This is a genomic window from Streptomyces sp. S.PNR 29, assembly GCF_030386795.1.
In the GTDB taxonomy this organism is placed as follows: Bacteria; Actinomycetota; Actinomycetes; order Streptomycetales; family Streptomycetaceae; genus Streptomyces.
In genome coordinates, this window is record NZ_JANUQM010000011.1 from 190,797 (window position 1) to 203,658 (window position 12,862).

Below are 12,862 nucleotides of genomic sequence, written 5' to 3' on the forward strand. Positions count from 1 at the left end.
ATGGGTGGCCGTCGCGCCGACGAGCAGGGAGTGTTGTGCTCGTCGGCGCGTGGTTCATGGCTTCGGGGCCGTCGCTCTGTGTCAGGCGGGGGAGCCCGCGGTCCCGTGCATGGTGCGCAGCAGCCGCTCTCCGGACTCTCGGAGCTGGTCCTTGACCTCGTCGAGTCGGGATGCGAGCAGGGCGTGATCGCGTTTGCGCCAGGTGCCGGCGACCATCACGGCTTCGATGTTCGCGATGTCGGCGTGCAGGACCGTGGCGACCGGGTCGTGCGCGGGCCACAGGTTCAGTGCCCGGGCGTCGACGGCGACCAGGTCGGCCTGCATGCCCACCTCGATCCGGCCCACCTGGTCGGCCAGGCCCAGTGCCTTCGCCCCCTCGACCGTGGCCCAGGCCAGTGCCTGTTTGGCAGTGACCGAGGGCGTGTTGGCGTGCATTCCGGTCGTCTGCAGGTGACGGGCATGGTCCAGGCTGCGCTGGTGGGCCAGGGCGATCCGGGCGGCGGTGAGGAGCTTGCCGGGCACCGCGGTGTCGATGTCGGTACCCAGCGAGGGCGCGGCGCCCAGGTGCAGCAGTGACCCGGTGACGGGTGTGCCGTGCCCCTGGCCCAGTTCGTTCTCGGGGGTGGAGGTGAAGGTGACACCCGCCTCGACGAGCGTCTTGAGCCAGTCGTCGGGCAGGCCGACTCCGTGCACGATGTTGGTCAGCGGGTTGAACAGCCCGGCGGCGCGCACGGCCTCCCAGCCGGGTGCGGGTTCCCCGCCGCTCTGGTGCATCGAGACGACGAGACCGCGTTCCGCGCCGGCTTGGAAATCGGCCACCGCGGCCTCGGGGGAGGAGTACTGCGGGCCCTGGACCGCCATGCCCAGGGTGAGGAGGGCGTGGTCGCGGACGGGCCCGTCAAGCAGCCGGTCGATCTCGGTGAGCGGGTGGGGGATGTCCGGCGACCGGTAGGGAGTGCCGTGCAGGAAGACGGCGCGGATCCCGGCGTGGGCCAGACCCTCGACGGCCGCGTCGGCGTGGTCGGGCGACAGGACGTTGTGACACCAGTCGCCGAGGGTGGTCGTACCGCAGTTGAGCTGGTTCAGCGCGCCGGCGAGATTGCTGATGCGCATGTCGGACGGGGTGTAGTGCCCGACGCACTCGCCGTGGAGGTGGGTGAGGTACTGCATCAGCGTCCAGTCGGCGCCCACGGAGCGCAGCGCGGTCTGCCAGGTGTGCAGGTGGGCGTTGACCAGACCCGGGATGACGATGCGGCCGGAGAAGTCGACGACTTCGGCGTCGGGCGCCTCGATGTTCTCGTCGACGGCGGCGATGCGGTCGCCGTCGACGAGGATGTCGGCGTGCTCGGCGTCGGGCCGGCCCGGAGTCATCGTGATGACCTGCGCTCCGCGCAGGAGTACGCGGCTCATGCAGTGCCCCCCGAACCGGAGGAGGTGTGGCTCTGCTGGGACATGGTGCGGCTCCTTGCCTGCGGCGTCATCGCCCGTACGGCGGTTTGTGTGGTGGTGAGGAAGTCGGAAGTGGCGATGTGCCCGATGTAGCCGTCGGGACGGATCAGCAGCAGCGTGTCGCCGGTCAGGCCGTAGGCACGCCGCAGTGTGTGCTTCGAGTCGGTGAGGGTTTGGCCGTCGGCGGCGGCCGGTTGGACGGTGAGCCGCTTCAGCCGGGCGCCCGTCGTCGGCCACGCGAGATCTTCGAGGCTGCGGGCGGCATCCGGGCCGTAGGCGATGGCGGTGAATTCCGGCCCGCGCAGGACGTCGAACAGCCGGGTCCAGGTCCCGTCGGCGCTGAGCAGCTCGGCGTCCGGGGCGCGGTCACCCACGCGCAGTGTCGTGGTACGCATGCCGTCGGCGGGGGCGAGCGGGCCGCCGTAGTAGGTCAGGGCGAGCTGCTGCTCGTCCTTGCCCCGCTTCATGCTCGACGGGTCGAGCTTGGCGATGCCGCCCCACTTGTCCGTGGACAGGCCCAGGACTCCGGCGGCGATCGGCTGCCGCTCGGCCTCGTAGGTGTCCAGCAGGGTCTCGTCCGCCCCGGCGAGGACCTGCGCGAGCTTCCAGCCGAGGTTGTAGCCGTCCTGTATGCCGGTGTTCAGGCCCTGGGCGCCGGCCGGAGTGTGGACGTGCGCGGCGTCACCGACGAGGAAGACACGCCCGCGGCCATAACTCCGGGCCAGGCGGATGTTGGGCCGGAACACCGACGTCCAGTGGATGTCGTGCAGCTGAATGCGCCGGTCGCGGGTGTGGGAGTGGATCCGCTGGACGATGTCCTCCTTCTGCGAAGGCGGTTCCTCGCCCGGTTTGAGGCGGATCATCCACTGGAACATGTCGCTGTGCGGGAGCGGGCAGGCACCGATGAACCTGCCGCCCCGGCCGGGCCACATGTGCCACCGGTCACGGGCCAGACCGGTCACCGAGGCATCGACGATGAGCATCCGATCGCTCTCGTCCGTCGTCCCGACGAAACCGATGCCGAGCTGCTTGCGCACCGCACTGGAACCGCCGTCAGCGCCCAGGACGTACCGCGCGACGATCTCCTCCGTGCCGCCCGCGCCCGCCATCTTGGCGACCACCGTGTTCCCGTCCTGCGTCAGCTCGGTCAGTTCCCTGCCGAACTCGATTTCGCTGCCGAGCTCGCTGAGCCGGGCATGCAGTGCGCGGTCCGTGCGGAACTGAGGGATCAGCCAGGTGTTCGGGTACGGGACATCTGGCGTCGCCTCCCTGTGGGTGAACATCTTCCAGGGCACGGTGAGGGGGCCGGCATGGATCCCGAGTTTGGGGTACGTGCTGCCGCCGGCCAGCACGTCGGGCAGGGCACCGAGGTCTTCGAGGACTTCGAGGCTGCGGGGCTGGACGCCCTTGGCGCGGGAGCCGTCGAAGGCGTGGGGAGACCTGTCGACGATCCGTACGTCGAGTTCCCGGCGCACGAGGTCGATCGCGAGGGCAGATCCCGAAGGGCCTGCACCGATGACCAGTACGTCGATGACACGTGGGTCGCTCATGAGTCGAGCCTTTCGGCGCGTGCGGCCACGAACGGGACGATCTGGTCTGCGACCTGGCGAGGGCGTTCGAACGGGGCCATATGGCCACATTCAGGAACGACGTGATGGTGCCGGGCCTTCAGCAGGGTGCGTGCCGTGTCGAAGTGGGTCAGTGGAGTGACGTTGTCCTCGTCGCCCCACAGGAGCAACGTGGGAATGCCCAGCGCACCCGTCTGCCGGAAGAGGTCGTCGCGACCGGAGAGCGGCAGGTGCTGCAAAGTGTCGAAGACCGCGTAGAGCGAACCCTCGAAGCGGAAGGCGTCGAGGACCATGTCCGTCAGTTTCGCGCCGAGCTCGGGGTCCCGGACGTTGTGCCCGAGGTGCCCCTGGAGGATCTGGTGGCCGCGCCGCCGGGCGACGACGCCCGCCAGCAGATCGCTGCGCAGCAGCCGGTGGGGGGAGGTCGCCCGCGGTTTCGCGAGACCGGCGGGTCCGACGATGGTGAGGGTGGACACCAGCGAGTGGTGCTGGGCGGCGTAGGTCATGGCGACGAGCGCGCCCATGGAGGTGCCGACGAGGTGCAGTGGCCGCGTCGTCAGGCCGAGCCGGTCCGTCAGCTCGGCCAGCTGCCGCGCGAACAGCCTCTCGTCGTACCGCGCCCGCACCCGGTCCGAGTAGCCGCGGCCGTACGCGCTGCAGGTCAGAGTGCGCAGCCCGCGGGCGTGCAGCTCGCTGACGAGGCCGTCCCAGTAGAACAGCGGGATCGTCAGTCCGCCCGCCATCACGACCAGATCCCCGTCCTCGGGGCCTCTCAGTTCGTAGTGCGTGACACCGTCGGACAGCTCGATGAAGCTGCCGCGCAGGGATGGCCGTGAGTCGGCGGTGAGTCGGCGGTCCTCGCCGGAGGCGATGAAGTACTTCATGGAACGGGCCTCCTGGGCCTCAGGGTGTGGGGGTGTCGGCGGTGGAGCGGAGGAAGTCCACGATCGCGTCCGCGACCCACTGCGGTTCCTCTTCCGGCAGCAGGTGACCGCCGTCGGGGTGCACCAGCTCCACGGCGCCGGGAATGTCGCGGGTGAAGTGCTGGCCCTCGATGCCGGCGCTGCGCAGCACGAGCGTGGGCGCCGCGATGCGGGGGATCTGCGCGCTGCGGTCGGGCTGGTCGGTGTTGCAGAAGTCGACGAAGGCCGAGCGGTTCCCGGGCCGGTTCATGAGCTGGTGGGTGCGGTCCACCATGGCCTCGTCCACGATCGTGGAGCGGGGGCCGACGTTCGCGCGCAGGTTGCGCTCGATGGCGCCGCGCGGCATCACCCGCCGCAACACGGGACGCAGCAGCGGGTTGCGCGTCAGGCGCATGCCTGCCGGTATCTCCTTCTCCGGGTATCCGGTGGCGTTGACCAGCACCAGGCCGGTCAGCCGTTCCGGGTGGTCCAGAGCGAGGTTCCAGGCGATGTTGCCGCCCAGTGAATTGCCGGCGACCGCGTAGCGCGGCACCCCCAGTGCTTCCAGGAAGTCCGCCACCGTCGCGGCGTAGGCCGGGATGCGGTAGTCGCGGTCCTCGCGGGGGCCGGTCAGGCCGAACCCCGGCAGGTCGGGGCGGATGACGTCGAACGACTCCGACAGCAGGCCCGCCGCACGGTCGAAGTGCTGAAGCGACGACGCGCTGCCGTGCAGCAGGACGAGTGCCGGGCCGTGCCCGGCGCGCTTGTAGTGGATCCGCAGACCGCCCACCGCGATGAACCGGGAATCGGGTTGTGGGTCAGACCAGGTACTCATAATGGATACACTGTTACCGATAAGATGGTCGTGTCAAGCGAAGGTCCGACCGGGGAGTTCCGCCCCGCGATGTCGGCACCACGGCCGCGCAAGTCGGGCGGGGTGCCGGGTGAGCGGTGGGAGCCGGCCGGCCACCACCCCGCGGCTGCACGGCAGTGGTACGACGGGTGCGACCGCCGTGCGCGAGGCCGTGCACGGCGGGATGTTTCCTCGTGCCGTCCCACGCAGCCGGGCGACCGGAAACCTGGCCGAGCGGAGGGGTGCATCGGCGCTCGCAGGACGGGGGCCGCGGGAGCAGCGGCTCCGGGATCGGCCGGAGGTCCCCGGGGGATCCGCACCGGCTCCGCCCCGCATCCTCAAGCGGTCCGTCCGCGGGTGCCCGCGAAGAGGCCTGCGGACGGCGTCTCTCACCGGTCCCCGCCTGAGGTGCCAGAATGGCGGGGGCAGCATGCGTGGGGAGGAGGAAGGGAGACCGTGCCGGACAACCGAGCGGGAAGACCTTCGAAGGAAGAGCAGGGCGGCAGCGGCGAGGGACCCCCATCGGTGACGATCGCGTACATCGCCGAGTCCGCAGGCGTCTCGGTGCCCACGGTGTCGAAGGTGCTCAACGGCCGGTCCGGGGTGTCGGAGGAGACCCGGGCCCGCGTCGAGCAGCTGATCCATCAGTACGGTTACCGAAAACCTCCCAAGAACCGCAGCAACCTCGTGGAGCTCGTCTTCCGCGAACTGGAGAGCATGTGGGCCGTGGAGATCATCCGCGGTGTCGAGCGCGTGGCCCGCAGGAGCGGGGTCGGCGTGCTGGTGTCGGAGTTCGGGCTCCATGACACGGCGGCCAGGACCATCGACGACACGGTCGGGCGGCGCCCCCGGTGCGTCCTGTCGGTGGCGCAGCTCTCCGAAACGGAGCGGGAACAGCTGACGGCGAAGGGGATCCCGTTCGTCGTCTTCGACCCCATCGACGAGTTGCCCGACGACGTGCCGTTCGTCGGTGCCACGAACTGGCGAGGCGGTCAGGCGGCGACCCGGCATCTGACCGCACTGGGACATCGGCGCATCGCCATGATCGCCGGACCGGACCACCCCTTCTGCCGCGCCCGGCTGTCCGGCTATGTCTCCGCCCTTGTGGAAGCCGGCTTGCCCACGGAACCCGACCTCATGGTGAAGACCCTGCTCACACGCGAGCACGGGTACGCCGCGGCGCGGGAGCTGCTGTCCCGCCCCGATCGCCCCACCGCTGTGTTCACGGCGAACGACATGCAGGCGCTCGGTGTCTACCAGGCCGCGCGGGAGCTGGGCCTGCGCATCCCGCACGATCTCAGCGTGGTGGGCTTCGACGACGTACCGGTGGTGGCCTGGATGGATCCGCCCCTGACCACCGTCCATCAGCCCCTGACCGAGATGGCGGCGGCCGCCACCGAGCTGGCCCTGGCGCTCGGCCGTGGTGAGGACGTGTCGCAGCTCGGACTGGAGATCGCGACCACCCTCACCGTCCGGGAGAGCACCGCCCCGCCGAAGGAGGAGTGAGGACGGACGCCGGGGGCCGGATGGAAGCCGGTACCGCCTGGTCGGCCGCCCGGGCGGCCCGGCGCTGAGAGAGTCCCTCTGCGTCCTGTCTCCCGGGTGAGCCGCCGGACGGCAGCCCGGACGTCACGGCCGGCGCAGCACCACGCAGCCGCCGGGCGGGATTTCGTGCGCGAGGGCACCGGTGAGCAGGTCGTGGGCGGGGCCCGGCAGGGGCACCGCGTCGGTGCGGTGGTTGATCAGGAAGTGCCAGTGGCGCCCGTCGGCGGCGTGCCGGGTGACGGCCTCTACACCGGGCGGCTGACCCGGCAGTTCCGGCTCGATGCCGGTCTCCTTCAGCAGCCGGCCGATCAGGGAGCCGTAGTCGGCGTCATCCAGGCGGGTGGAGAGGTACCAGCCCTGTCCGGTGCCGAAGCGGTGCCGGGTCAGTGCCGGGCTGCCCGTGAGCATGCCGTGGGTGTAGGCGGCGAGCGTCTGCGCTCCCTCGCAGCGCAGGGACTCGCTCCAGACGGTGCCGTGCGAGCCGTCGGACAGGGTGATCCGTTGGTCCGTCCGCAGCGGACGGTACTCCTCGACGCGGATGCCCAGTGCCTCGCGCAGCGGGCCGGCTGGATAGCCGCCGAGCCGGGCGTGCATGCGGTCGTCGACGTATCCGCTCGCGTGCTGGACGAGGAGCGTTCCGCCGCCGGCGACATAACGGCGCAGGTTCTCCGCGCCCGCGTCGGACAGCAGGAACAGGGCCGGGGCGATGACGAGCCGATAGCGGCTCAACTCCTGTCCGGGGTGGGCGAAGTCGACGGTGGCGTGCGCGTCCCACAGCGCGCGGTGCGCCCGGACGAGCGACGCGTGGTAGTCCAGGTGGGAGGAGGGCAGACCGTCCACGCCGAGCGCCCACCAGGCGTCCGGGTCGTCGAGCACGGCCACGGACGCGGTGACCGTCGATCCCGCCAGTTCGCCCAGCCGGGCGACTGCTTCCCCGGTCTGCATGACCTCGCGGAAGATACGGCTGTCGGGGCCCGCGTGCGGGACCATCGCCGAGTGCCAGGTTTCCGCGCCGGCCCGGGACTGCCGCCACTGGAAGAACAGGGCGCCCTCGGAACCGCGGGCGATGTGGCCGAGGGTGTGGCGCAGGATGTCGCCGGGCTCCTTGGCGAGGATCTGGTCGCCGTCGTAGACGGTGCTGGTGCCCTGTTCCATCAGCAGCCAGGGGCGTTGGCCGGCCAGGGAGCGGGTGCGGTCGGCATGGAAGGCGGCGTCGGCGGCGGCGTCCAGGCCGGGGGCGCTCGGATACTGGTCGGAGGTGACGACGTCGAGTTCGCGGGCGAAGGCCCATAAGTCCACGTTCTGGTAGGCGGGGAGCATCAGGTTGGTCGTCACGGGCCGGTCGCTGTGGACGCGGATCGCGTCGCGCTGTTCGCGGTAGGCGGCGATGATCTCGTCGGACCAGAAGCGGTGGAAGTCCAGTGCCTGGCCGGGGTTCTTGTGCCATTGCGTGGCGCGCGGCGGCAGCACCTGTTCCCAGGAGGTGTAGCGCTGGCTCCAGAAGGCGGTGCCCCAAGCCGCGTTGAGGGCCTCGAGTGAGCCGTGGCGGGCGCGCAGCCACACCCGGAAGGCTGCGGCCGTGTGGTCGCACCAGCAGAGCGTGCCGTACTCGTTGTGGACGTGCCACAGCGCGAGGGCGGGGTGGTCGCCGTACCGTTCGGCCAGCGCGGAGGCGATGCGGCGGGCCGCGCTGCGGTAGGCGGGGGCGGTGAGGCAGTACGTGTCGCGGCTGCCGTGGATGAGACGGGTGCCGTCCGGGGCGACCGGCAGCGCGTCGGGGTGGGCCAGGGTGAACCACGGCGGCGGGGAGGCAGTCGGGGTGGCCAGGTCGACGGCCACGCCGCCTGCGTGCAGGCGTTCGATGTGGGCGTCGAGCCAGGAGAAGTCGTAGCGTCCCTCCTCCGGTTCGAGCAGGGCCCAGGAGAAGACTCCGAGCGTGGCCAGGTTGACCCTGGCCCGGCGCATGAGCTCGTCGTCCTCCTTCCAGACCGGCTCGTCCCACTGTTCGGGGTTGTAGTCGCCGCCGAAGGCGAGGCCGCCCAGGCGGTCGGTGATACTGCGTGCCGTCATGTCGCTTCCTCGGAGAAGGAGTTCGGACGGTGCTGCACTGACGCTCTGCCAGGCATGGATCCGGACGCGACTCGCTGGTCCTCAGATGCCTCGCCTCGCAGCACGGCTGTCAAACGGCCGGCCACCTGGGCCACCGCCGTGCGGTCCAGGTCCTTCGGTCCTCCGGCACCCTCACGGGCTCGCGTGAGGGTGCCGGACACCTGTCTGGCCAACTGGGCGCCAGGCGGCTGAAGGCTGCGGAGAATCACGTCACCGCAGCCGCCCGCGCGTCTCGGGGATCAGAGCGCCGTGAAGGTCCACAGCAGGTTGGTGCTGCTGCCGTAGCTCCACTGCTTCGTGACGGAGCCCGAGGGGACGTTGCCGCCGCCGTCGAGGACCAGGCCGGTGGTGCGGTTGGCGATCGAGTAGCGGCCGTCGCCGCGGTGAGTGATCGTCCAGTGCTGGTTGTTGTTGTTGTTGCTCCACGGGGCCTGTCTGGCGGCGGAGCCGTTGTCGGTGGCGCCCCAGCCGTCGGCGACCATGCCGTTCGTCCGGTTGACCAGCCGGTAATAGCCGCCTCCCACCGGCTCCGCGCGCCATTGCAGGTTGGGGCTGCCGTCCCAGGTCCACTGCTTGAGGTTGGACCCGGAGGCGACGTTGCCGCCGCTGTCCAGGGCGAGGCCGTCGGTGACGTTGGTGATCCGGAAGTACGTCGCCGGGTTGAACTGGACCTTCAGCGAGGTGATCTGGTCGTTGTTGCCGGTGTTCCTGAGGTCGGGGTTGTCGGCGGTGAAGGTCCAGGAGGTGCCGGTGAAGTTGTCTCCCGAGTAGCCGATCACCTGGTAGCCGGGGGCCGGCCGGAGAGAGGAGAGCGTGCGTGCGCCCAGTCCGGCCGCGGTCAGGTCGGCGGCGGTGTAGTCGCCGAGGGTGAACGTGGCGTAGTCACCGGTGTAGTCGACGTCCTTGAAGGCGATGGCGCCGGCCTGCGGCCTCAGCCCCGGAATGCTGCCGGAGAAGGCGAGCTTCAGGACGTAGGCGCCCGCACTGTACGGCGCCGAGGAGGGCAGGGTGACCGTGAGGCCGGAGGAGCTCTGCGTCGGCGTGGGCAGGTCGATGTAGGTGCCGGCGGTGGTGCCGAGGAGCTTCGCCGAGGTCAGCGACGAGAGGTTGATCCGGTCCGAGCCGAGGGTCTTGATCGTCAGGGAGCTTCCGGGCCAGCCCAGGACGGTGGCGTACAGGACGTTGTTCGCCTTGTTGCGGGTGAAGCGGATGTCCTGCGCCGTGCCGGCGTGCGGGGTGGTGAACGAGCCGCCGCCCATCTTCGTCGGGCCCTCGCCGTACGCCGTCCAGGCGCGGGTCGCGTAGATCGACTCGCCGAAGCGCTTCAGGTGGTCGCCGATGCCGAGCAGGATGTCCTTCTGGGCTTGGGGGATGGTGCCGTCGGCCATCGGCGCGATGTTCAGCAGCATGTTGCCGTTCTTGCTGACCCGGTCGATGAAGGAGTGCAGCATCTGCTGGAACGTGTAGTAGCCGATGCCCTGGGTGTAGCACCAGCTGCTGCTGGAGATGCTGTCGTCGGTCAGCCAGTACGGGGTGGTGAGGTCGGCCGGGCCGCCGCGTTCGTAGTCGAAGACCTCGCCCTTGCCGTGCATGCCGTCCTTGTAGGTGGCGACGACCTCACGGCCCCAGCTGTTGGCCTGGTTGTAGTAGTACGCCAGGAAGTTGAGGCGCTGTTGCTCGTCGACGGCGCTCAGGTTGAAGTCCTGCCACAGGATGTCGGGCTGGGCGCGGTCGATGACCTCCTTGAGCTTGTCGTACCAGAGCTGGTTCTCCGCGGACGAGCCCAGTTGCCCGTAGAGCTTCTTGAGGCTGGGGTCGGTCTGGGCGGGGGCGTATTCGTAGAAGCCGGTGAAGTTGTACGCGTGGTGCATGGCCACCAGCAGCTTGAGGCCCTTGGCGCGGATGGCCGTGGAGAAGAGCTTCAGCAGGTCGAGGCCTGGGCCCTTCTTGACCGAGTTCCACTCGTTGACCTGGCTGTCCCACATGGAGAAGCCGTCGTGGTGCTCGGCGACGGGGCCGGCGAACCTGGCGCCGGCGTCGACGAAGAGCTGCGCCCACTCGTCGGGGTCGAACTTCCCGCCGGCCGACTTCAGCTTCGGCGCGAACTTCACGAAGTTGCCCGCCAGGTCCTGAGCGCCGTTGATGAAGTTGTGGTACGGCCAAGCCGACGGCTGGCCGTAGGTCGCGATGTGGTGCTGGTTGACGCTGTCGCCGGCCCGGTACATGGTGCGCGGGTACCACTCGTTGCCGAAGGCCGGGACGCTGAAGACGCCCCAGTGGAAGTAGATCCCGAACTTCGCGTCCTGGAACCACTCCGGAGCCGGCGGGTGCTGGTCGACCGAGTTCCAGTCGGGCGTATACGTGCTGGGCGCCGCGTGGGCGACACCGGCGCCGAACACACCGCCGGCAACGGCCGCCGCGGCCACACAGGTGGCACCGGCCAGGAACTGGCGTCTGTTGAGCGGACTCGACATGGGCACATCCCGGGTGCGGAAGGGGGACAGGGGAATGCGAGGGGACACGAGTCGGCGTGGCTGCTGTGCATGGAGCGCCGCGTGTCACGCATGAAGGTCCGCCATTTCTCCCGGGGATGTCAACCAGTGTGCAGGGATGAAAAGCGCCCCACGCTCATGCGATATGACCCGATTTATCGATCTACGCACGCCTTTGACGCCAGCCAGACATGCCATGTCTTACGGGCGTCCGTAGTGAACTTGAGCTACCGGATGGCGGAGATTGGTGGGATGCTTCATGAAGAGGGCCCCGTGGTCTGCTCGTCGGAGAACGATGTGACCTGTGTCTTTCTTTGCGGTCTGGACGACAGAGTGTGCGGGGCTCTATAAATACATCCTATCTTTAGTGGGTGGTGTTCCCCAGGCCATCTCGCGCATCGCGGCGGGCCAACCGGCCTCCTCCGCCGCCCACATCTCGTCGTCAGGGGCCGTATCGCCCCTGCCCGCACTGGAGTTGCCGCCATGCCATCCGCCCCGTCCGCTTCCCCGGCACCCCCGACCACTGCCCGTATCACCGCCCTGGACGTGCTGGACGTGCGTTTCCCGACGTCCGAGCACCTGGACGGGTCCGACGCGATGAACCCCGAGCCCGACTACTCCGCCGCCTACGTCGTCCTGCGCACCGACGCCGGCGACGGACTCGAGGGCCACGCTCTGGCCTTCACCACCGGTCGCGGCAACGACGTTCAGGCCGCCGCCATCGCGGCCCTGGCCCCGCACGTGGTGGGCCTCTCGGTCGAGGAGGTCTGCTCCGACCTCGGCGCCTTCTCCCGCTCTCTCGTCCACGATCCCCAACTGCGCTGGCTGGGACCGGAGAAGGGCGCCATCCACATGGCCACCGGAGCGGTCGTCAACGCCGCCTGGGACCTGGCCGCCAAGCGTGCCGGCAAGCCCGTGTGGCGCTTCCTCGGTGAAATGTCGCCCGAAGACCTGGTCGCTCAGGTCGACTTCCGCTGGCTCAGCGACGCCCTCACCCCCGAGGAGGCGCTGGACCTCCTCAAGCGCGCCGAGCCGGGCCGCGAGGAGCGGATCGCGCGTCTGCTGGAGCGCGGCTACCCGGCCTACACCACCACCCCGGGCTGGCTCGGCTACTCCGACGAGAAACTGGCCCGTCTGGCCCGCGAGGCCGTCGCCGACGGCTTCACCCAGATCAAGCTGAAGGTCGGAGCATCCCTGGAGGACGACGTACGGCGCATGCGCACCGCCCGCGAGACGGTCGGCGACGGCATCCGCATCGCGGTCGACGCCAACCAGAGATGGGACGTGCAGCCCGCGATCGACTGGATGAACGCCCTGGCCCCGTATGAGCCCTACTGGATCGAGGAGCCCACGTCCCCCGACGACATCCTCGGCCACGCCGCCGTCCGCAAGGCCGTTGCCCCCATCAAGGTCGCCACCGGCGAACACATCGCCAACCGGGTCGTCTTCAAGCAACTCCTCCAGGCCGGCGCGGTCGACATCGTGCAGATCGACTCCGCCCGGGTCGGCGGCGTCAACGAGAACATCGCGATTTTGCTGCTCGCCGCGAAGTTCGGCGTGCCGGTCTGCCCGCACGCGGGCGGCGTCGGCCTGTGCGAGATGGTGCAGCACCTGTCGATGTTCGACTACGTCGCCGTGTCCGGCACCACCGAGGACCGGGTCATCGAGTACGTCGACCACCTGCACGAGCACTTCGTCGACCCGGTGCGCATCGCCGACGGCCACTACCTGGCGCCGACCCTGCCCGGACTGAGCGCGCAGATGCACCCCGAGTCCCTCAAGGAGTACGCCTACCCCGACGGCCCCGTCTGGGCCACCCGTGTCTGACGCCCCTGGCCGACGCTCCTCATGCGCGGGACCTGCGCCGTCCCCACACCGGCGGGGCGAGCCCTGTCAGGCGCCCAGCCGGCGCACCTGCGGCGTCGACGCCCTCCGGCGGTCACG

Annotated in this window: 8 protein-coding genes; 2 read left to right on the forward strand and 6 right to left on the reverse strand. The window is 69.9% G+C overall.

Annotated elements, in window-relative coordinates; translation table 11 throughout:
- Positions 1-81 precede the first annotated feature (81 nt).
- The 4 genes from NW895_RS28045 to NW895_RS28060 are packed head-to-tail and all read right to left on the reverse strand — an operon-like array spanning position 82 to position 4,754.
- Positions 82-1,410: an amidohydrolase family protein gene (locus NW895_RS28045; protein ID WP_289938980.1), complete on the reverse strand. Its 1,329-nt coding sequence runs from the start codon at positions 1,408-1,410 to the stop codon at positions 82-84.
- Positions 1,407-2,999, reverse strand: coding sequence for an FAD-dependent oxidoreductase (locus NW895_RS28050; RefSeq protein ID WP_289938981.1), 1,593 nt, complete (start codon positions 2,997-2,999; stop codon positions 1,407-1,409). The genes NW895_RS28045 and NW895_RS28050 overlap by 4 nt, the downstream gene beginning before the upstream one ends.
- Complete coding sequence (locus NW895_RS28055) at positions 2,996-3,901, reverse strand: alpha/beta fold hydrolase (protein ID WP_289938982.1); 906 nt, start codon at positions 3,899-3,901, stop codon at positions 2,996-2,998. Before NW895_RS28055 ends, NW895_RS28050 begins: the two co-directional genes overlap by 4 nt.
- 19 nt (positions 3,902-3,920) lie before the next feature.
- Complete coding sequence (locus NW895_RS28060; RefSeq protein ID WP_289938983.1) at positions 3,921-4,754, reverse strand: alpha/beta hydrolase; 834 nt, start codon at positions 4,752-4,754, stop codon at positions 3,921-3,923.
- A 543-nt stretch (positions 4,755-5,297) separates the two neighbouring features.
- Between NW895_RS28060 and NW895_RS28065 the strand changes: the two genes are divergently transcribed.
- Positions 5,298-6,278 carry a LacI family DNA-binding transcriptional regulator gene (locus NW895_RS28065; RefSeq protein WP_289938984.1) on the forward strand — a complete coding sequence of 327 codons (981 nt, stop codon included), beginning with the start codon at positions 5,298-5,300 and terminating at the stop codon, positions 6,276-6,278.
- Positions 6,279-6,401: 123 nt separating this feature from the next.
- Here NW895_RS28065 and NW895_RS28070 read toward each other — a convergent pair whose 3' ends face one another.
- Together NW895_RS28070 and NW895_RS28075 are read right to left on the reverse strand one after the other, a co-directional pair.
- Positions 6,402-8,387 (reverse strand): beta-galactosidase, encoded by a 1,986-nt coding sequence (locus tag NW895_RS28070; RefSeq protein ID WP_289938985.1) that lies wholly within the window; start codon positions 8,385-8,387, stop codon positions 6,402-6,404.
- 278 nt (positions 8,388-8,665) lie between these two features.
- Entirely contained in the window at positions 8,666-10,900 is a 2,235-nt protein-coding gene (locus NW895_RS28075; RefSeq protein WP_289938986.1) for an alpha-L-fucosidase, read from the reverse strand.
- A 501-nt stretch (positions 10,901-11,401) separates the two neighbouring features.
- Between NW895_RS28075 and NW895_RS28080 the strand changes: the two genes are divergently transcribed.
- Entirely contained in the window at positions 11,402-12,745 is a 1,344-nt protein-coding gene (locus NW895_RS28080) for an L-fuconate dehydratase (protein WP_289938988.1), read from the forward strand.
- The last annotated feature ends 117 nt before the right edge of the window (positions 12,746-12,862 follow it).